Source organism: Rhodanobacter glycinis, from assembly GCF_006438785.1.
Lineage (GTDB): Bacteria > Pseudomonadota > Gammaproteobacteria > Xanthomonadales > Rhodanobacteraceae > Rhodanobacter > Rhodanobacter glycinis_A.
Map to the genome: position 1 here is coordinate 80,361 of NZ_RCZB01000001.1, position 19,809 is coordinate 100,169.

Sequence of the window (19,809 nt, forward strand, 5' to 3'; positions counted from 1 at the left end):
CTACTGAGTGCTTTTGGCGCGAATGTCGCGATGGCGCAATCGATCACCGGCGGTCTGTACGGCAGGGAGCCGGGCGGCAGCGACGTCACGCTCGAGGTAACCAACCCGGCCACCGGCTACCACCGCCAGCTGCATCCGGACAGCGATGGGCGCTACAACGTGGGCGGCCTCAATCCCGGCAAGTACACCGTCACCGTGTCGCAGGGTGGCCATGCCATCGGCACCCGCACCGTCACCGTAAGTGCGAACGTGCAGACCGTCGTACCGGCGCTCTCTGGCGCTGCCGCTGCACCGACGGGCCCGGTGGACGCCACCAACCTCGGCGCGATCCGGGTGACCGGACATGCCATCGAGGCGGAGGTGATACCGATCGACGTGAGCACGCCGGAGTTCTCCAACAACTACAGCATGAGCGTGGTCAACCAGCTGCCGACCGGACGTGGTCCGGAAAGCGTCGCGCTGCTGAGCTCCAAGGTGAAGTACGACAACCAGACCACCGGCCTGGTCCAGATGGGCGGCGCCAGTCCCGCCGAGAACCGTTACTACTACAACGAATTCGACAGCACCTACGACTATCAGGGACTTGGTGCCACCTACCTGCCGGCCGAGGCGATCAGCTCGACCCAGGTGCTGAGCGCCAACGCCGGCGTGAGCTGGACCAGCACCACCGGCGGCACGATCGCCTCCACCGTGCGCCAGGGCACCAACCGCTTCCAGGCCGGCTACTCGCTGTACTTCACCCCGGGTACGTCATGGTTCAACCCGCGCATGCCCGACGCGTACACGAAGGGCGGCGATTACTACCATTTCAGTTCCTCCAATGCCCACAGTGCCAATGTCGTGAACCAGTACCTGTGGGCATCGGGTGCCCTGGTGAAAGACAAGCTGTTCTTCTTCGCCATGCTGGGTAACTCGCCGGACAACACCAGTGTCAGCAACTCGCAGAACCGGCATATCGATACCGCCAACCGCGACAAGAACGGCCTGCTCAATCTCACCTGGAACATCAACGCCGACCAGTCGCTCAACGTGGTCGGCAACCGCGACTGGAAGAGCACCTTCAACAACCAGTACAAGCTGACGCGTGATTACGATCCGTCCTCGCAGGGTGGCTACGCCGGCTGGACCTCGAGCCAGGTGAAGAACCAGTTCCTGATCGGCAACTACCACTGGCAGATCAACGACGACATGAGCCTGCGGCTGATGGGCGGCTACCTCAGCCAGTCGTCGCTGAACCCCACCTCGACCTCGGGCACCAATCTGCCGTATGTGGTGGAGGTCGACCCGGTGACCCAGGTGCACAAGAACATCGGTCTCACCACGACCAGCAGCAAGCTCTATCCATTCGCCTACTGGCGCCGTGGTTTCAAGGGCGACTTCACCTGGAATCTGGGCGACCACAAGATCACCATCGGTGGCGAGCACTACAAGCACTTCATCAACAACGTCAGCACCACCACCGATGGCGGTGACTGGACCTATTACACCCAGCCCGGCAGCGTGTTGCCGAACGGCTCGCCCGCGCCGGCGGACGGACGCTACGTGGCGCAGTACTACATCAGCACCGGCGGCCCGTTCTATACGGTAAACAAGGCGTTCTATGTCGACGACTACTGGCAGGCAGCCGATCGCTGGATTGTCTACGCCGGCCTGCGCGACGATACCTTCGTCAACAAGAACATCAACGGGCAGAACTTCTGGCGCCTGCCGCTGCTGTCACCACGGCTTGGCGTGTCATGGGATGTGTACGGCGACAGCACGATGAAGGTCGGCGCCAACGCCGGCAAGTACACCATCCCGATTCCGTCCAGCGTCAACAACGGCGCCGCCGGCGCAGTCACCCAGTGGTATCGCTATTACACCTACACCGGCATGGATCCGAACACCAAGGCACCCACCGGCCTGAGCCAGATCGGTCCGCAGGAAACGCTGATCAACGGCCAGGCGCCCAGTGCCGCGAACGTGGCCAGCTCCAACATCAAGGCGCCTTACCAGTACGAGTTCCAGGTGTACGTGCAGAAGACGTTGGGCAGCAGCTGGTCGTCGCTGGCCGAACTGGGCTACTCCTCGCTCAAGCGCGCCATCGAGGACACCTGCTACACCCAGGGCATCACCGACTACGCGCAGGCGCACGGCTATCCTGGCTACGAGGATTCCAGCGGCTGCCCGATGATCAACCCGGGCATCGCGCAGGTGGTCATGCGCGATTACAACGGCGATGGCAAGCTGGAGGCGCTGACCTTGCCGGGCAGCGTGTTCGGGCCGGCACCCACGCGAAAATACGTCCACCTCACGCTGGAACTGAGCCACACGCAGAACAGCGAAGAGCCGTACTTCCTCGATCTCAGCTACACCTGGGCGCATCTGTACGGCAACTACGATGGCCTGCTCAATCTTGGTACGCGTACCAACGGCGGACCTTCCGAACAGATCCTGTGGGACTTCCCCGGCCTGATGGAACACAGCTCCGGCAACCTGGCGGGCGATGTGCGCCACAGCCTCAAGCTCAATGGCATCTACTACTTTCCGAAGGGTTTCCGTATCGGTAGTACGTTCGATCTGTCCACCGGCACGCCGCAGAACTGCCTGGGTACCTACCCCGATATCAACAACCCGGCCGAGCAATACGGTGCAGCCAGCCATTACTGCAACAACGTGCCCGCACCGCTGGGGACGGCCGGAAGGGTGCCGTTGTTCTGGCAGTGGAATCTGGGTGTGGGTTACGACTGGACGATCAATGAGTCGAATCATCTGAGTCTGGATCTGCAGGTGCAGAACGTCACCAATCGTCAGGGCCGCATCGACGCGGAGCAGCGCTACGACACCGGCAGCTTCCAGACCGATGGCTCGCCGATTCTCAACCCGAGTTATGGCGCATCCAGCTGGCAGGCGCCGCGAACCACGATGTTGATCGCCCGTTATACCTTTCGATGAGGACACGGGGCGCTGCGCCGACACGGTGCGGCGCCCTTGCTGATTGTGCGTGAACCACGTTGTCGCGCCACGCGATCGACAGACATCACCTTGCTCATTCACCAGAGGTATCTCATGAAAAAATATCTGTTGCATCTCGCTTATGGGCTTGCAGGTATGGGAGCCATCCTGGTCAGCCCGGCCTACGCCGTGATTGCAGGTGGCATGACGGCCAATCACTACTATTACCCCGCCTCGACCACCGCGAACGCCGATGGCTTGTATGGTTACAACGGAATCGATGCCTCCATCCGCGTGACCCGCGAGCCGGGCAACAACGGCAACACGTACTACGCCAGCCAGTTTTTCTGGACGGTCAACGTCAACCAGGGCGGCTATACCGGCATCCAGCAAAACTCGAAGAAGACCAAGACGGTTCTCTTTTCGATCTTCGGCCAAACCTACGACCCCAGTGTCGACAAACCAGGCTCCGCCGCTGGTGCGGTATGCCAGGGATTCGGCGGCGAGGGCACGGGCACGCAGTGCCTGTTCAGCACAAAAGGCAGCAAGACGGCAGCGTGGAAAGAGGGGGTCATGTACACCTTCCACCTGAATTACGCGGGAAAGACAACGATTCCCGCGGGTGAAGCCGATGCAGGCGAGAACTACTTGTGGCAGGCCTCCATCACCGATACGAGCACGGGCACGACCACGGTTATCGGAACCATCCACTCACCGGCGGCCAACGGCATCCTGCAAGCGGTCGTGCCGCAGTTCGTCGAAAATTTCACCCAGGGATCGCAGCAGTATTCCTCCTGCTCTCAAGTGCCCCCCACGACCGCGGTGTTCTACGCTCCGATCATGTACGACCCGGCGAACAACGCCGTGCAAACCAATAACGCCTCAACAGAAGTTTATGGTGATTGCGCGTCCGTCGCCCGTTCGATGATGGACCCGGACCACACAGCCATTGCCACCATCAACCAGTCTTTTGGCGTGCCTTTCATTGCCAGGAATCGCGTCCAGCACTTCTGCGCGGATACGCTGGGTGGCAACCATATGGGCCTCAATATCTGTGCGGGCAGCGGCAGCTCACCCTGGGCGGTTGCCAACCAGCTGTTGGCGAACGATGCCAACAACCGGCTGAATCTGGTCGATCGGAGCGTTTGCCTGCAGGCAAATGGCAGCAGTGCTGTACTCACCGCAAATTGCGCTGCCGACAGCAGTCAGGAATGGCTGTACATGCCGGACTCGGAGGCCTGGTTCAACGTGGGCTCCGGTCAATGCCTCAACGCTGCCGGCGATGCCGGGCAGAACAGCACGGTAAACCTGGCAGATTGCGATTCGTCCAGCTATCAGGAGTGGGTACCAAGGCAGCCGTGAGCGTGCTTGTTGCAGGGTGGCCTGTCGTTCATTGCCGCACCGGGCCTCGGCATGCCCGTCGGCATTGAGCGGCGGAGATACCTCTTGGCGTGCGGCATCCGAACGTGTCTGCCGTCCCGCCGGATGCTGCGTCCATCGCCCACCGTCTCGCAAAGCTGCGCGGGCGCGGGGCGTTGGGCTCAACCGGGCTGGTCGATATCAATAACTCAACACGAGAGATAACCATGGCAGCATCGCATTTTCATCCCCTTCGTTCGTCGCGCCTGGACTTGCTGGCTCTTTGCCTGCTGGCCGTGCTGGCGGGCCCTGGCAAGGCGCACGCCGAGGACAGCGTCGCCCGTGGCAAGCTGGTGCTTGATCCCGGCGCGACGGTGTTCGTTGACAGCGAAGGTGCGAAGAACTTCGGCAATGCCGCGATCGAGCTGCACTGGAAGCTCGACAGGCAGCATCTTGTCAACGTCACGGTGACCGATCGCGTGCACGGCAGGACGCTTGCCGTACCGGCACCGTTCGCGCTGGTGCTGGCCGACGGCAGCACCATCAAGGCTGGCGACATGCGTTTGCTGTCACCGCCGCAGGAGCAGGCGCTGCCGGTGGACGCGAACGCCTCGCGCCTCGCCGCACGCATCCCCGGCAAGTCGGTGCGGGCCAGCTTCGGTGATGCCGAGGGCCGCTTCCGGGTGGATTGGCAGCTGGTGCAGCGCGACGGCTCGCCTTACCTGCGTGAACGGGTCTCGGTCACCGCGCTCAAGCAGGACGAGAAGATCGCCAAGGTCTCGCTGCTGGAAACGCGCGCGGCCGGCGCGGAAGTCAGCGGCGAGGTCAAGGGTTCACCGGTGGTCGCCGGCGACGTCTATCTCGGCTTCGAGCATCCGCAGTCCGACAGCACGGTGCGTGGCAGCGACATCAAGCTGACCCTGGACCGGCAACTTCCGCTGGAGCACGGCAAGACGATCACCTATTCGGCGGTGGTCGGCGTGGTGCGCAACGGCCAGCTGCGCCGCGATTTCGCCAGTTACGTCGAGCGCGAGCGGGCGCATCCGTATCGCCCCTTCCTGCACTACAACTCGTGGTACGACATCGGCTACTTCACGCCGTACACCGAGGCGCAGGCGCTGGACCGCATCAATACGGTGGGCGCCGAGCTGCATGTGAAGCGCGGCGTGAAACTGGATTCGTTCCTGTTCGACGACGGCTGGGACGACCGCAGCGGCAGCTGGCATTTCAGCAAGGATTTCCCGCGCGGCTTCGTGCCGCTGCGCGAGGCCGCCGCGAAATACGGTGCCGCACCGGGTGTATGGCTATCGCCGTGGGGCGGTTACGGCCCGCCGGCAAAGGAACGCGCGGAACGCGGCGGCAAGACTGGCTACGAGATCATCGACGGCGGCCTGGCGCTGTCCGGTCCGAAGTACTACCAGCGCTTCCACGATGCCGTGATGGAGCTGGTCGACAAGGACGGCATCAACCAGTTCAAGTTCGACGGCACCGGCAATGCCGACAAGGTATTTCCCGGCAGTCGTTTCGACAGCGATTTCGCCGCGGCGATCCAGTTGATCGACGACATCCGCGCAGCCAAGCCGGACACCTTCATCAACCTCACCACCGGCACCTGGGCGTCGCCGTTCTGGCTGCACTACGCCGACACCATCTGGCGCGACGGCGAGGACGACAGCGAAACCGGCGTCGGCAGCACGCGTGAGCAGTGGATCACTTATCGCGATGCGCAAACCTACCGCAACATCGTGCTGAAGGGGCCGTTGTTTCCGATCAACTCGCTGATGCTCCACGGCATCATCTACGCGAAGGAAAACCGCAAGCTCAACACCGACCCGGGCCACGATTTCACCAACGAGGTGCACTCGTACTTCGCCACCGGCACCGAGCTGCAGGAGCTGTACATCACGCCGTCGCTGCTGAGCGACAGCGACTGGGACGTGCTGGCCGAATCGGCGAACTGGTCGCGCGCGAACGCGGACGCGCTGTGCGACACGCACTGGATCGGCGGCGATCCTGACCGGCTCGACGTGTACGGCTGGGCATCGTGGTCGCCGGCGAAATCGATCATCACCCTGCGCAACCCGAGCGATCATGCGCAGCTGGCGGTAGTCGACCTGCAGCGTCAACTGGAACTTCCCGCCGGTGCGGTTCACCGGTTCCGTGCGCATAGTCCGTGGAAGAGCGATGCGGCGAAGCCGTCGTCGATCCTGGATGCCGCCAAGCCGGGCACGATCACGCTGGCGCCGTTCGAGGTGCTGACGCTGGAGCTGACGCCGGTGGCGGCAGGTTCCTGACCGACTGAGGCGGCGCGAATGAGCGGGCGGAAACGCCCGTCATTCCCGTCGGGGCGGTGTCACGCCTTGCCGTGAAACAGCTCGCGGCCGATCAGCATGCGGCGGATCTCGTTGGTGCCGGCGCCGATCTCGTACAGCTTGGCGTCGCGCAGCAGGCGACCGGCGGGGAACTCGTTGATGTAGCCGTTGCCGCCGAGCGACTGGATCGCCTCCAGCGCCACCTTCACCGCGTTGACCGAGGCGTTGAGCAGGCACGCGGCGGGGTCGATGCGCGACTTCACGCCGTTGTCGAATTGCTGCGCCACCATGTAGGCAAAGCCGCGCGAACTCTGCAGCGCGGTATACATGTCGGCGACCTTCGCCTGCATGATCTCGAAGGTGCCGATCGGTGCGTTGAACTGCTTGCGCTCGCGCACGTACGGCATGGTGATGTCCATCGCCGCCTGCATCAGGCCGATCGGACCTCCGGACAGCACCAGCCGTTCGGTGTCCAGTCCGTTCATCAGCACGCGCACGCCTTCGTTGACCTCGCCGACGATGTTCTCGGCCGGGATCTCGCAATTGTCGAACACCAGCTCGCAGGTGTTCGAGCCGCGCATGCCGAGCTTGTCCAGCTTCTGCGCGGTGCTGAAACCCTTCATGCCTTTCTCGACGATGAAGGCGGTCATGCAGCGGCTGCCGGCGGTGCGCGGCGCGGTGCGCATGTAGACCAGCAGCACGTCGGCATCGGGGCCATTGGTGATCCACATCTTGCTGCCGTTGGCGACCCATGCGTCGCCGCGCAGTTCGGCCTTGCAGCTCATCGAGCCGACCACGTCGGAGCCGGCGCCGGGTTCGCTCATCGCCAGCGCGCCGACGTGTTCGCCGCTGCACAGTTTGGGCAGGTACTTCTGCCGCTGCGCCTCGTTGCCGTTGTGATAGATGTTGTTGAGGCACAGATTGGAGTGCGCGCCGTAGGACAACCCGACCGAGCCGGACGCGCGCGAGATTTCCTCCATCGCGACCATGTGCGCCAGAAAACCCAGGCCGCTGCCGCCGTACTCCTCGGCCACGGTGACGCCGAGCAGGCCCATCTCGCCGAACTTGCGCCACAGGTCGGCCGGGAACAGGTTGTCACGGTCGATGCGATCGGCGCGTGGGGCGATTTCCTTTTCCGCAAACGCATGCACGGACTCGCGCAGCAGGTCGATATCTTCACCGAGCGGAAACGGGCGCATCACGAACTCCTGGGTGTGCAGAGCGCCGATTTTAGCCTACGTGCGCAAGCAATGCCGGTAACTGCCGGTCGGGGCAACAAAAAAGCCGCCAATCAACCGGCGGCTTCTTCTGTGACAGGACGTGTCGCTTACTGACCGCGCATGCGGCCCTGGAAGCGGGTGCCGTTGTTGCCCATGTGCGCCAGCTTGATCTTGCCGATCGCGCTGATGCGCTCCTCGGCCAGGCGGTCGGCGGCCTTGTAGGTCGGGATGCCCTCGTTCTTGCTGATTTCGAAGATGCGGCCGAGGTTGTAATAGATCGTGCGCATCATGCGCATCGCGCGCTCGCGGTTGTAGCCGTCGATCTCCAGCGACACGTTCATCACGCCGCCGGCGTTGACCGCGTAATCCGGCGCATACAGCACGCCGCGACGCTGCAGCTCGTCGCCGATCTCGTCGGTGGCCAGCTGATTGTTGGCCGGGCCGCAGATGATCTTGGCCTTGATGCGGTCGATGGTCTGCTCGTTGACGGTGCCGCCCAGTGCGCATGGGCTGTACACGTCGGCGTCGACATCGTAGATCTCGTCCAGGCCCACCGCTTCGCAGCCCAGTTCGTCCACGCAGCGCTGCACCGCTTCCTTGTTGATGTCGGTGACGAACACCTTGGCGCCCTGTTCGCGCAGCAGCTTGATGTACTCGCCGCCGACATGACCACAGCCCTGCACGGCGTAGCTGTACTTGCCCACGTCCTCGTTGCCGTGCTTGAACTGCAGGGCGGCCATCAGGCCTTGCAGGGTGCCGTAGGCGGTGAACGGCGACGGGTCGCCCGAGCCGCCATGCACCTGGTGCACGCCGGTCACGTACTCGGTTTCGCGGAACACATATTCCATGTCGTTGACGTCGATGCCGACATCTTCGGCGGTGATGTAGCGGCCGTTCAACGAGTTGACGAAGCGGCCGAACGCGCGGAACAGCGCCTCGGACTTGTCCTTGCTCGGATCGCCGATGATCACCGCCTTGCCGCCGCCCAGGTTCAGGCCGGCCACGGCGTTCTTGAAGGTCATGCCGCGCGACAGGCGCAGCACGTCGTTCACCGCTTCCTGCTCGGTCTTGTACGGCCACATGCGCAGGCCACCGAGCGCAGGGCCCAGCACCGTGTTGTGGATCGCGATGATGGCCTTCAGGCCAGCGTCCTTGTTGTGGCAGAAGACGACTTCTTCGTGACCCGTCTTTTCGATGGTTTCAAAGATCATTGCAACGGTGACTCCATGATTTATGGTGCCGGAGGGCATCTGCAGATGGGCGGCGGAGAGTGTTGTCGGGACCCCGCCAGAGGGCTGTCAAAACGCCGGAAACTCATCGCCCCGACCGGGGCCGGGGCGAGAATCAAAGCGCGAAGTTTAATACTTCGCCCCGGCAGATGGTGATGCGGCGCAACAAGCCGTGGCCGTATGGAGCGCAATCCGGCGAAGAACGCCCCGTCAGGCGGGGCGTTCTTCTTGTCGCTGTGTGATGCGCTCAATGGCGCCAATAACCATCGCGGAAACGCCAGCCGTGACGTCCATGCACCCAGCGCGCAGGTGCATAGCGATAGCCCGGGCGAGCCTGTACCCAGTGGCCGCCGGCCCAGATGTGGCGGTGCCCATCCCAGCGCCAGTAACCCGGCGCCCAGGCGTAACCGCGGCGTGGTGGCGGTACGCGCTCGAAACGCGGCGGCGGCGGTCCCACACGGACACCGACGCCTATCGACACCTGGGCTGCGGCGGGTGGCGCGTAGGTGACGCCGGCGAAGGTCAAGCCGACTCCGGCGAGCAGGGCCAGTTTGAGGGGCAGCGTGCTTTTCATGAGGGTCTCCGTGAGCGCCGCACCATGCGGCAGGCACCACCGAAAACGACGGAAGACGCCGACAGTTGACTCGCCGAGCCGGCTCGTTCAGCTACAGGCAGGGCAGGAGATTACATGTGGCAGTTTGGCGCATGGCCGCTGCTGCGCGCCTGCTGGTACACCGGCAGCAGTTGCTGCGCCTGGGTGTTCAGCGATTGCGCGCGGTTGCCGGAAGACGGGTGGGTGGACAGGAACGCCGGCGGCTTGCTGCCACCTTGCGCGCTCATCTTGTCCCACAACGTCACCGCGGCGCGCGGATCGAAACCGGCCTGGGCCATGTAGCGCTGGCCCAAGATGTCGGCCTCGCTTTCCTGAGTGCGCGAGAACGGCAGCAGAATGCCCACCTGCGCGCCCACGCCGAGCAGCGCCGCGGCATTGCCGGCATCGCTGCCGCGCGTACCGGCGTAGATCGTGCCGGCGGCCACCGCGGCCTGGGCCGCCAGATTGTCGGATACGCGCTCCGCACCGTGTCGGGACACTACGTGCGACAGCTCGTGGCCGAGTACCACCGCCAGCTGGTCCTGGTCTGTGGCGATCTTGAACATGCCCCGGTTCACGCCGATCCGGCCGCCGGGCAGGGCGAACGCGTTGGCCGTGTCGTCGCCGATGATCTGCACCTCCCACTGCTGGGTGTTCCACGGTGGCGGCAGCACAGCGATCAGCGCGTTCGACACGCAGGTCGCGTAGGCGCGCTCGCGCGGCGCGTCGACGAACTTGCCCTGCTTGCGCATGTCGTTGAACGAGGCCAGGCCCATCTGGCTCATCTGGCTGTCCGACACCATCATCAGCTGCGATCGGCCAGTCGGCGAGGTGACGCAGGCAGCCAGCAGGGCGGTGGCGAGCGGGATGCTCAGGTTGCGGATTTTCATGCGGGATCCTCCTTGGACTTGCAGCGGCCAAGCATACCGACAGGGTCCGCCGGGGCGCGTGAGTTTTCACTTGATATAGAACGAACGGTCGTGCTATTTATTGCAACCATGAAGACTGCGACTCATCCCGGCAAGCGTGCAGCCACGCGCGACACCATTCTCGACCACGCCTATGCGCTGGCCCGACACGACGGGCTGGAAGGCCTGTCGATCGGCAATCTGGCGACCGACGTGGGCATGTCCAAGAGCGGCGTGTTCGCTCACTTCGGCTCGCGCGAAGACCTGCAACTGGCCGTGCTCGACACCGGCAGAGGCCGCTTCGTGGCCAAGGTGCTGTTGCCGGCGCTGGAGCAGCCGCGCGGCCTGCCGCGGTTGCGCGCGATCGTGGCGAACTGGTTCGAATGGAGTCGCGAGCACCAGAGCGGTTGTGTGCTGCTGTCCGCCGCCAGCGAGTACGACGGCCGCGACGGTGCGCTGCACGACGGCGTGGTGCAGCAGCAGGCCGGCTGGCGTAGCGAGCTGCAGAAAGCCGTCGATCAAGCCGTGCAGCAAGGCCATCTGTCCGCGGGCACCGATGCCGCCCAGCTCGCCTTCGAGATCTATGCGCTGATGCTCGGCCTGCACCACGACGCCGGGCTGTTCGGATTCGACGAGGCTGGTCGCCGCACCACGGCGGCCTTCGAGCGCCTGTGGCGCAGCTGGCAAACCTGAGGTAACCCCCATGTCCTCCAAGTCCCCTTCCGCGATGGGCCGCCACGGTCTCGCCACCCGCTTCAAGCTCGGCACGGTGCGCGCCGGCTTTGCACTGGGCAGCCGGCTGGCGCCCATGCGCACCGTGAACCGCGCCGCGCGCCTGTTCGCCACCCCGTTCGCCAGCAGCCGCAGTCGCGCGCAGGCCGTGCAGGGCGATGCCGAAATGCAGCGCGGCGAACTGCAAGTCAATGGCGAAACCATCGCCACCTACGTCTGGGGCGATCCGTCGAGCCAACCGTATGCCTTGCTGGCGCACGGCTGGTCCAGCTTCGGCCTGCGCTTTATGCCGTGGGTGGCGAAGCTGCGTGAGCTGGGCTTCGCCGTGGTCACGTTCGACCAGCCCGGCCACGGCCGCAGCAGCGGCAAGCTGTGCACGCTGCCGGAATTCACCGCCACGATCCGCGCGATCGGCCAGCACTACGGCGACGCCGCGCTGGCGATCGGCCACTCGCTGGGTGGTGCCGCGGTGACGCTGGCGCAGGACGAAAGCTGGCGCGCACGCAAACTGATCCTGGTGGCGCCCGCCGCCGACATGGCTGCGGCGGCCGGTCGCTTTTTCCGCTTCGTGCGATTGGGTGAGCATCTGCGCCAGCCGTTCTACGACTGGCTGCTGCGTCGCACCGGCGTCAGCGTCGAGCAGTTGCAGGTGCACCGACGCCTGCCGGCGCTGAGTCAGCCCGCTCTGATCGTGCACGACCTCGACGACGAAGACGTGCCGTGGAGCGAGGGTGAGCGCTACGCCCAGTTCTGGCCCGGTGCGCGGCTCTTCACCACCGAAGGACTGGGCCACCGCCGCGTGCTCGATGCGCCCGAGGTGATCGACGCCGCGCTCGACTTCGTGCGCGGCAGGTCGGTGGGCCAACGCGTGGTGGGTTCGCTCAACTTGCCATACGGCGTGGCTTAGAGCCTCGGTTGTCGCACAACAATCTGCTCGCGATGGCGGGGCTGCAGCGCCCGTCCTGACCCAACGGACGGGTGCTGCAGCGTGTCAGCTGTGGTTGAGCGGGGAGAGCAGGGTCGGGCCTGCGCCGTCGGTCTGCACAGTATCGTCGACGAGAGCGTCGGCTGCGTTCATGTCGGGCTTGTCGACCCAGGGCGCCGGCGTGTACGGCCCAGGGATATAGCTCACCCAGGTGCGATCGGGCTGGGGCGCATTGACTACATTCAATGTGTAGTTGATAGGAACATGCGCGGTCCAGCTGTCCTGCTTTGCCAGCGGTCCCGTCGTGGGGATCGCATAGGTCCAGTGGCGCGCCACCTTGAGGGCAGACTCGGCCAGGATCGCGCGATATTGCTTGACTATGCGATCTGGGCCGGTGTTGCCGAGGTTGACCTGCTCGGCGGTGGCATCCACCACGTGACCGCTGCGATCCACGCGCAACGCCAGGTACACCGTTCCCTGCACGCGGCCGCGGATCGCAGCCTCGGGATATCGCGGAGGGGTTCTCTTGTTGCCCTCGGCGGTGTGCAGCGTATCGGTAGAGTCCGTGTTGCTGTCGCCGAACGTGGCTCCCTTGATGCGCGCACTGTAGTTGCCGTCGGATATTTTCTTGAGCACGACCCGGACATGCATGCTGCTCTTGGCGACCACGGGTTCGTCATGGCGCAGCACGGGGTGGAATCGCCACTGCAATGCGGCGTTGCGCACCAGGTCCGCGATAGGCTGTCCGTACTTGGCCGCGTCGTCGATGACCGCAGTCTGCACCGTGCCGTCCTTGGCCAGCACGATGGTTCCACTGACGACGGCAGACGACTCGATGTTCTCGGTGGAGCTGGCCTGGGCGGCCATCGTCGCCATGGCGAGAAGTGCACAGAGCATTGCTTTCTTCATGCGTGCTTTCCTTGTGAGGTTGCGTGAACTCGATCAGTCCTGCGCGGCATGCGGGCCAGTGGGACCCGATGGGGCCGGTGCCCGAGCTGCTTTCGGCAGCCATGCTTCCGTTTGCGCCGCGCGACAACGCCATGCCGGTCATGGTGGCCCTCTCTGCCTTTTCGTGACTTCCCCTCGGCTGGCATCCGTGGGACGCCAGCACCGCTGGTGTCGAGTATGCAAGCAAATTGTGGCTTGCGTAAGCCGGTCCGGGCGCGTCCGGATTCCGTCGAGATCATCGCGGCCATACGCTCCGGTACGCGCGCTGCAGCAAACCCTTGGCACCGATCCCCATTAGAATCGACAAGTTCAAGCACAGATGTCGGAGTTGCCATGAGTTCCCCCGCCAAGCACGTCCCCGCCGGCGCCACGCAGGCTGAAGCCACCCCGCTGCGATTCGTTACCGCCGCCAGCCTGTTCGATGGCCACGACGCGGCGATCAACATCATGCGACGGATCATCCAGTCGCAGGGTGCGGAGGTGATCCACCTCGGCCACAACCGCTCGGTGGAAGACGTGGTGCGCGCTGCGCTGCAGGAAGACGCCGACGCGATCGCGCTGTCGTCCTACCAGGGCGGCCACGTCGAGTACTTCAAGTACATGGTCGACATGCTGCGCGAGCGCGGCGCCGGCCATATCCGTGTGTTCGGCGGTGGTGGTGGCACCATCACGCCGGAAGAGATCAAGGAGCTGCAGGCCTACGGCGTCGAGCGCATCTATCACCCGAACGACGGCATGAAGCTCGGCCTCACCGAGATGATCGAGGACGTGATGCATCGCGCCGGTTCGGCTGCGACGAAGCGCGCGGAGTCCGAAACCACGGTCGTGCCCAAGGTCGACATCGACGACGAGATCTCGATCGGCCACATGCTCTCGGCGATCGAGGAAGGCAAGCTCAGCGACACCGAACTCGACCACCAGCGCAAGCAGTGGAAGCTGGCCGGCAAGCACACGCCGGTGCTCGGTCTCACCGGCACCGGCGGCGCCGGCAAGTCGTCGGTGGTGGACGAGCTGCTGCTGCGCTTCCTGCACGCGTTCCCGCAGATGCGTATCGCCGTGCTCGCGGTCGATCCCACGCGTCGCCGTTCCGGTGGCGCGTTGCTCGGCGACCGCATCCGCATGAACTCGCTGCGCAGCCATCGCGTCTACATGCGCTCGATGGCCACGCGCCGCCAGCACGCCGCCACCAGCATCGTGCTGCACGACTGCATCGACTTCCTGAAGAGCCAGCCGTACGACCTGGTGATCGTCGAGACCGCCGGCATCGGCCAGAGCGATTCGGAGATCGTCGATCTGGTCGACTTCCCGGTCTACGTGATGACCAGCGAATACGGCGCCGCCAGCCAGCTCGAGAAGATCGACATGATCGACTACGCCGAGCTGATCGTGCTGAACAAGTTCGACAAGCGCGGCGCTGAAGACGCGCTGCGCGACATCCGCAAGCAATGGAAGCGCAACCGCACCGCGTTCGCCGTGAAAGACGACGACGTGCCGGTCTATCCGACCATCGCCAGCCAGTTCAACGATCCGGGCGTCACCTGGATGTTCTCGAACCTGTGCCGCCTGATGCGCGACAAGCTCAAGCTGCCGGCCGAGAAGTGGTCGCCGCAACTCGACACCACGCTGAAGTCGCCGCGCGCCACCGTGTTGATCCCCGGCAGCCGCGTGCGCTACCTGGCCGAGATTGCCGAGCAGGGCCGCAGCATCAACAGCAGCATCGAGCATCAGGCCGAGTTCGCCAGCAAGGCGCAGCACTATTACGAGGCACTGAAAGAGCTTGGCGATCCCCAGCTGCCGCGCCCGCTGGAGCTGTACCGCAACGCTGATTTGCATCCCTCTCCCTCCGGGAGAGGGACCGAGGGTGAGGGTTCGTCCGGAGCAGGCAGCTCCACGCAAGCCCCGAACCCTCTCTCCCAAGGGGAGAGGGGAGAAAGCGTCGACCGCTCCCTGCTAACCCTGCGCCAACGCTACAACGCCGCCCTCAAGGAACTCAGCCACGAGGCCATCCACCAGCTGCGCGAGTGGCCGGCGCTGTACAAGTCGGTCACCGCCGACGTCAACGAATACAAGGTGCGCGACAAGGTCATCCGCGTCGAGAACTACCGCGACTCGCTCAGCCACCAGAAGATTCCGAAGGTGGCGCCGCCGAAGTCGAAGGACTGGGGCGAGCTGGTGAGCTTCCTCGGCCGCGAGAACCTGCCGGGCCATTACCCGTACACCGGCGGCGTGTATCCGTACCGCCGCAGCGGTGAGGATCCCACCCGCATGTTTGCGGGCGAGGGCACGCCCGAGCGCACCAACCGCCGCTTCCATTACCTTAGCCAGGGCGGCGCCGCCACGCGCCTGTCCACCGCGTTCGACTCGGTCACGCTGTACGGCGAAGACCCTGCGCCGCGCCCGGACATCTACGGCAAGATCGGCAACTCCGGCGTCAACATCGCCACGCTCGACGACATGAAGAAGCTGTACTCCGGCTTCGACCTCAGCGCGCCCAGCACTTCCGTCTCCATGACCATCAACGGCCCCGCGCCGATGATCCTGGCGATGTTCATGAACACCGCGATCGACCAAAATGTAGAAAAGTACCTGCGCGAAGACGAGACCCGCTGGGCCGCCGCCGAAAAGAAGATCGCCGCGATCTACAAGAACGTGCCGCGCCCGCAGTACCACGGCGAATTGCCCAAGGGTAACGAAGGCCTGGGCCTGGGCCTGCTCGGCGTCTCCGGCGACGAGTTGGTCGATGCGGAAACCTACGCGCGCATCAAGACCGAAACCCTGCAGGCGGTGCGTGGCACCGTGCAGGCCGACATCTTCAAGGAAGACCAGGCGCAGAACACCTGCATCTTCAGCACCGAATTCGCGCTGCGCATGATGGGCGACATCCAGCAGTACTTCGTCGACCACAAGGTGCGCAACTTCTACTCGGTGTCGATCTCCGGTTATCACATCGCCGAAGCGGGTGCCAACCCGATCAGCCAGCTCGCCTTCACCCTCAGCAACGGCTTCACCATCGTCGAGTACTACCTCGCGCGCGGCATGAGCGTGGACGACTTCGCGCCCAACTTAAGCTTCTTCTTCTCCAACGGCATGGACCCGGAGTACACCGTCATCGGCCGCGTCGCCCGTCGCATCTGGGCGCGCGCCATGCGCGAGCGCTACGGCGCCAGCAGCCGCAGCCAGATGATGAAGTACCACATCCAGACCTCCGGCCGTTCGCTGCACGCGCAGGAGATCCAGTTCAACGACATCCGCACCACGCTGCAGGCGATGTACGCGCTGTTCGACAACTGCAACAGCCTGCACACCAACGCCTACGACGAGGCGATCACCACGCCCACCGAAGAAAGCGTGCGTCGCGCCGTGGCGATCCAGATGATCATCAACAAGGAACTCGGCCTCAACTTCAACGAGAACCCGTGGCAGGGCAGCTACGTCGTCGACGTGCTCACCGACCTCGTGGAAGAGGCCGTGTACAAGGAGTTCGAGGCGATCAGCGAGCGCGGCGGCGTGCTCGGCGCGATGGACACCATGTACCAGCGCGGCAAGATCCAGGAAGAGTCGATGTACTACGAGCACAAGAAGCACGACGGCTCGTTGCCGCTGATCGGCGTCAACACCTTCCTGCCGAAGGACCACGGCGGCGAGATCGCCACCGAGATCGAGCTGATCCGCAGCACTGAAGAAGAGAAGGGCCAGCAGATCGCCAACGTGAAGCGCTACGGCGAAGCGCGCAACGCGCTGGCCTCAGACAGCCTCAAGGTGCTGCAGGTAACCGCGCGCGACCGGCGCAATGTGTTCGAGCAGCTGATCGAGGCGGTGAAGTACAACTCGCTGGGGCAGATCTCGCACGCGCTATATGACGTGGGTGGCGAATACCGCCGCAACATGTAGTGCTTCTTGCCCCCTTCTCCCCCGGCATTGCCGGGGGAGAGGGCTGGGGTGAGGGGCGCTCTTCGCATTACGTAGAAAAAGACTTCGTGCCCCTCAGCAATCGTGAAAACCTCTACGGTCAGCGCTGCATCACCGACTGATCCATCTGCGAGTTTTGCATTTGCTGCATGGGTGACATGGCCTGGGCCGGCGCGAGCTGTTGAATATCGTGCTGCCACTGAACGCTGCTTTGCGCGAGCGGCGTGCCCATCGCTTGACCCACGTTGACGTCGGTATAGCGTTTGAAGAGTGAGTTGATATCGCCCTGCACGGCGAACGCGCGGCTGGCGTCATCGCTCAACACGACATGGTCGACCCGGCTCATGCCGTTGCCGTGGGCCGCAACGGTAAGCGCCGCCGCGAGATTGTCGCTGCGCTGGTCCGGTGTGCGTCCCTGTTGCGCATCCAGGCGATGCACGGCGCCGAGCGCCTGCAGGTACATGCCGTTGCCGGGATGCTCGGCGTCGGCGAGGGTCGGCTGCGGTGGGTGCACGGCCATCCGCAAGGCGTTCAATGTCTTCGGGCCGGCGATCCCATCGGCAGTCATGTGATGCGCGTGCTGGAACTTCTCGACCGCTGCCTTCGTGCTTGGGCCGAAATCGCCGTCCGGATGCAATGCGCGGCCGTGCGCGTCGGTGAAGCCGAGCTTGGCGAGGTCGGTCTGCAACGCCGTAACTTTTTCGCCATGTGAACCCTGATGCAGCGAGCTGTGGCTGCCCGGCGTGTGGGCACGGCCACCCTGGCCGATGGCTTTCAGGGCTTCCTTGATGTCCGGGTCGCTTGCCGACTTCGAAGGATCGAAATTGGCATCGCCGACCTTGGCATGTGCGCGGTCGAGAGCGGCTGCGTTCTCTGGGTCCTTGTAGGCGTTCTTGTATTGCTCGGCCAGGGCGGCGGCCTTCGGGCCATCGTAAAAACGGTGATGGCTCTTTATTTCATTGGCCTCCGCAAGCACGTCGTTGTAATCGCCGCCGTTCTTCAACACCTTTTCGAACTTCGCCATCTGCGACGGGATCTGGTTCTCCGTCTTTGCCAGAATCGCGACGGTCTCCAGGCGGCGGTCTTCCGGAATGTTCTTGCCGTACTTATCCAGCATGTCCATGGCCGACTGCGTCGCCTGCCTGATCTGCGGATAGTCGATGTTCTTGTGGATCCACTTCTGGCCGTCTTCAGAGGACGCCCACGCATTGATGCTATTGCGCGTGTCGGTGTCGATGAAAGTGAGGCTGGACCGTCCACGTTCGCCATCGCCATGTGTCAGTAGATCGGTGCGAAGTTGCGTCGTATCCGACGTGAACTTCAGATCATGATCTTTTGCGTACTTCGCGGCCTGATCCATGATGCCGTCCACGTAGGTGGTTTCGCCAAGTTTCAGCGCGGCGCCATCGGTTGCACCCAGCGCCCAGGTGCCACGCTGGCCGAGATCGACCTGGATCGTGCCCAGCGAATAACCACTGTTGGCAGCGACTTTGTCTGCCTTGCCCCAATTAGCGTCAGTAACGCCAGCGATGGCGAGGCGATAAGGCGACGGACCGCCTTCAGTACCGCGACCCACCACGAAATACGTGGCACCGGCAAGCGAGTCAATATCGTGTGTGTTGGGCGTGGGCATCGTGTTACTCCTTTAACAATGAGGTGTTTACAGACCATTCGCGATGGCCAGATAACTGTCCAATTCGTTGGCTCTTCTGCACAGGCTGAAAATCTCGTTCTGCGTCAGGTCGAGGTTGTCGATGATTTCGTCGCCGTAGAGCAGGTTCTGGAAAGTGCCATCCTCATTCTGGAACTTGAGCCAGGCTCGTTCCGCGCTGATCAGTTGGTCCTTCGCCTTCCCATGGAGCTTGCCGAGCAGCGCCTTGTACGTGGTGTTGAGCCGCGCGTCTTGCGTGGTCTTCTCCGTGGACAGACACGCGCCGATAGCGATGGTGTCGGAGCCGGCCTTGTCGATGCACGTATAGAACGTGGTCGTGATGCCTTTCGGCGCATCGCGCTTTATGACTTGGCTCGTGCTGTCGGCGGCGATCGCCCCGGTGCCGTAAACAAGCAGGGCGAGGATGACGACGAGTGTCCTTACTGTTTTCATGATGACGTTCCTGATCGAAATGTTGTTGCCGGGGACCGACGCGGCCTGTTCAAGCTGGAAGAGGGCCAGGCGAACCCGTTGAAAGACAAGCCCTGAAATCCTTTGCCGGGAAGCCTATCATCGGGACTTTGCGGCAGAATGTGAGCTTGCTCGGGAAATGCTGTGGGGGAATGGCGCGGTGGCGATACGGATGATCAATGGCAAAGAAGCTCGGCCTCACAGCAACGAGAACCCGTGGCAGGGCAGCCACGTCGTGCTCGGTGCGATGGACACCATGTACCAGCGCGGCAAGATCCAGGAAGAGTCGATGTATTACGAGCACAAGAAGCATGACGGGTCGTTGCCGTTGATTGGCGTCAACACGTTCCTGCCGAAGGATCATGGCGGCGAGATCGCCACCGAGATCGAACTGATCCGGTCGACCGAAGAAGAGAAGGGCGCCCAGATCGCCAACGTGAAGCGTTACGGCGAGGCACGCAATGCGCTGGCCTCGGACAGCCTCAAGGTGCTGCAGGTGACGGCGCGCGATCGGCGCAATGTGTTCGAGCAGCTGATCGAGGCGGTGAAGTACAACTCGCTGGGGCAGATCAGCTATGCGTTGTATGACGTGGGTGGGGAGTATCAGCGGAATATGTAA

The 19,809-nt window shown here is 63.7% G+C and carries 13 protein-coding genes and 1 pseudogene; 7 read left to right on the forward strand and 7 right to left on the reverse strand.

Annotated elements, in window-relative coordinates:
- Positions 1-30: 30 nt before the first annotated feature.
- The 3 genes from EAH75_RS00410 (at position 31) to EAH75_RS00420 (ending at position 6,587) form a co-directional block, all read left to right on the forward strand.
- Positions 31-2,934: a TonB-dependent receptor gene (locus EAH75_RS00410; RefSeq protein ID WP_241668840.1), complete on the forward strand. Its 2,904-nt coding sequence runs from the start codon at positions 31-33 to the stop codon at positions 2,932-2,934.
- A 114-nt stretch (positions 2,935-3,048) separates the two neighbouring features.
- A complete protein-coding gene (locus EAH75_RS00415) occupies positions 3,049-4,296 on the forward strand; it encodes an RICIN domain-containing protein (RefSeq protein WP_140803609.1) in 1,248 nt (415 codons plus the stop codon).
- Positions 4,297-4,520: 224 nt separating this feature from the next.
- A complete protein-coding gene (locus EAH75_RS00420) occupies positions 4,521-6,587 on the forward strand; it encodes an enterotoxin (RefSeq protein ID WP_194150612.1) in 2,067 nt (688 codons plus the stop codon).
- Positions 6,588-6,646: 59 nt separating this feature from the next.
- Here EAH75_RS00420 and EAH75_RS00425 read toward each other — a convergent pair whose 3' ends face one another.
- The 4 genes from EAH75_RS00425 to EAH75_RS00440 form a co-directional block, all read right to left on the reverse strand.
- The gene (locus EAH75_RS00425; RefSeq protein WP_140803611.1) at positions 6,647-7,804 is read right to left on the reverse strand and encodes an isovaleryl-CoA dehydrogenase; all 1,158 of its coding nucleotides are present in this window, start codon (positions 7,802-7,804) and stop codon (positions 6,647-6,649) included.
- A gap of 128 nt (positions 7,805-7,932) precedes the next feature.
- Positions 7,933-9,036: a Glu/Leu/Phe/Val dehydrogenase dimerization domain-containing protein gene (locus EAH75_RS00430; RefSeq protein ID WP_140803613.1), complete on the reverse strand. Its 1,104-nt coding sequence runs from the start codon at positions 9,034-9,036 to the stop codon at positions 7,933-7,935.
- Between the two features lie 265 nt (positions 9,037-9,301).
- Complete coding sequence (locus EAH75_RS00435; RefSeq protein WP_140655525.1) at positions 9,302-9,628, reverse strand: YXWGXW repeat-containing protein; 327 nt, start codon at positions 9,626-9,628, stop codon at positions 9,302-9,304.
- Positions 9,629-9,738: 110 nt separating this feature from the next.
- Entirely contained in the window at positions 9,739-10,536 is a 798-nt protein-coding gene (locus EAH75_RS00440; RefSeq protein WP_140803615.1) for a M48 family metallopeptidase, read from the reverse strand.
- Between the two features lie 108 nt (positions 10,537-10,644).
- Here EAH75_RS00440 and EAH75_RS00445 point away from each other — a divergent pair, with 108 nt between their 5' ends.
- The gene (locus EAH75_RS00445) at positions 10,645-11,247 is read left to right on the forward strand and encodes a TetR/AcrR family transcriptional regulator (RefSeq protein WP_140803617.1); all 603 of its coding nucleotides are present in this window, start codon (positions 10,645-10,647) and stop codon (positions 11,245-11,247) included.
- A 10-nt stretch (positions 11,248-11,257) separates the two neighbouring features.
- The gene (locus EAH75_RS00450; RefSeq protein WP_140803619.1) at positions 11,258-12,193 is read left to right on the forward strand and encodes an alpha/beta hydrolase; all 936 of its coding nucleotides are present in this window, start codon (positions 11,258-11,260) and stop codon (positions 12,191-12,193) included.
- Positions 12,194-12,277: 84 nt separating this feature from the next.
- On the opposite strand, the gene EAH75_RS00455 is transcribed toward EAH75_RS00450, so the two are convergent.
- The gene (locus tag EAH75_RS00455; protein ID WP_241668841.1) at positions 12,278-13,087 is read right to left on the reverse strand and encodes an energy transducer TonB; all 810 of its coding nucleotides are present in this window, start codon (positions 13,085-13,087) and stop codon (positions 12,278-12,280) included.
- Between the two features lie 405 nt (positions 13,088-13,492).
- Between EAH75_RS00455 and EAH75_RS00460 the strand changes: the two genes are divergently transcribed.
- On the forward strand, positions 13,493-17,050 hold the full coding sequence (locus EAH75_RS00460) for a methylmalonyl-CoA mutase family protein (protein WP_140803623.1): 3,558 nt from the start codon (positions 13,493-13,495) through the stop codon (positions 17,048-17,050).
- Positions 17,051-17,168: 118 nt separating this feature from the next.
- Here EAH75_RS00460 and EAH75_RS00465 read toward each other — a convergent pair whose 3' ends face one another.
- Both EAH75_RS00465 and EAH75_RS00470 read right to left on the reverse strand, forming a co-directional pair.
- A complete protein-coding gene (locus tag EAH75_RS00465) occupies positions 17,169-18,428 on the reverse strand; it encodes a peptidoglycan-binding domain-containing protein (protein ID WP_161596253.1) in 1,260 nt (419 codons plus the stop codon).
- Positions 18,429-18,728: 300 nt separating this feature from the next.
- Positions 18,729-19,172: a lysozyme inhibitor LprI family protein gene (locus tag EAH75_RS00470; RefSeq protein ID WP_140803627.1), complete on the reverse strand. Its 444-nt coding sequence runs from the start codon at positions 19,170-19,172 to the stop codon at positions 18,729-18,731.
- A 175-nt stretch (positions 19,173-19,347) separates the two neighbouring features.
- Between EAH75_RS00470 and EAH75_RS00475 the strand changes: the two are divergent.
- A pseudogene (locus tag EAH75_RS00475) lies at positions 19,348-19,809 on the forward strand (methylmalonyl-CoA mutase family protein); the annotation flags it as partial.

Coding starts and splice junctions, on each gene's coding strand:
- EAH75_RS00470 (WP_140803627.1), bottom strand. CDS start 19,172: ATGAAAACAGTAAGGACACTCGTCGTCATCCTCGCCCTGCTTGTTTAC.
- EAH75_RS00420 (WP_194150612.1), top strand. CDS start 4,521: ATGGCAGCATCGCATTTTCATCCCCTTCGTTCGTCGCGCCTGGACTTG.
- EAH75_RS00460 (WP_140803623.1), top strand. CDS start 13,493: ATGAGTTCCCCCGCCAAGCACGTCCCCGCCGGCGCCACGCAGGCTGAA.
- EAH75_RS00415 (WP_140803609.1), top strand. CDS start 3,049: ATGAAAAAATATCTGTTGCATCTCGCTTATGGGCTTGCAGGTATGGGA.
- EAH75_RS00435 (WP_140655525.1), bottom strand. CDS start 9,628: ATGAAAAGCACGCTGCCCCTCAAACTGGCCCTGCTCGCCGGAGTCGGC.
- EAH75_RS00440 (WP_140803615.1), bottom strand. CDS start 10,536: ATGAAAATCCGCAACCTGAGCATCCCGCTCGCCACCGCCCTGCTGGCT.
- EAH75_RS00450 (WP_140803619.1), top strand. CDS start 11,258: ATGTCCTCCAAGTCCCCTTCCGCGATGGGCCGCCACGGTCTCGCCACC.
- EAH75_RS00465 (WP_161596253.1), bottom strand. CDS start 18,428: ATGGATCAGGCCGCGAAGTACGCAAAAGATCATGATCTGAAGTTCACG.
- EAH75_RS00410 (WP_241668840.1), top strand. CDS start 31: ATGGCGCAATCGATCACCGGCGGTCTGTACGGCAGGGAGCCGGGCGGC.
- EAH75_RS00455 (WP_241668841.1), bottom strand. CDS start 13,087: ATGGCGACGATGGCCGCCCAGGCCAGCTCCACCGAGAACATCGAGTCG.
- EAH75_RS00425 (WP_140803611.1), bottom strand. CDS start 7,804: ATGCGCCCGTTTCCGCTCGGTGAAGATATCGACCTGCTGCGCGAGTCC.
- EAH75_RS00445 (WP_140803617.1), top strand. CDS start 10,645: ATGAAGACTGCGACTCATCCCGGCAAGCGTGCAGCCACGCGCGACACC.
- EAH75_RS00430 (WP_140803613.1), bottom strand. CDS start 9,036: ATGATCTTTGAAACCATCGAAAAGACGGGTCACGAAGAAGTCGTCTTC.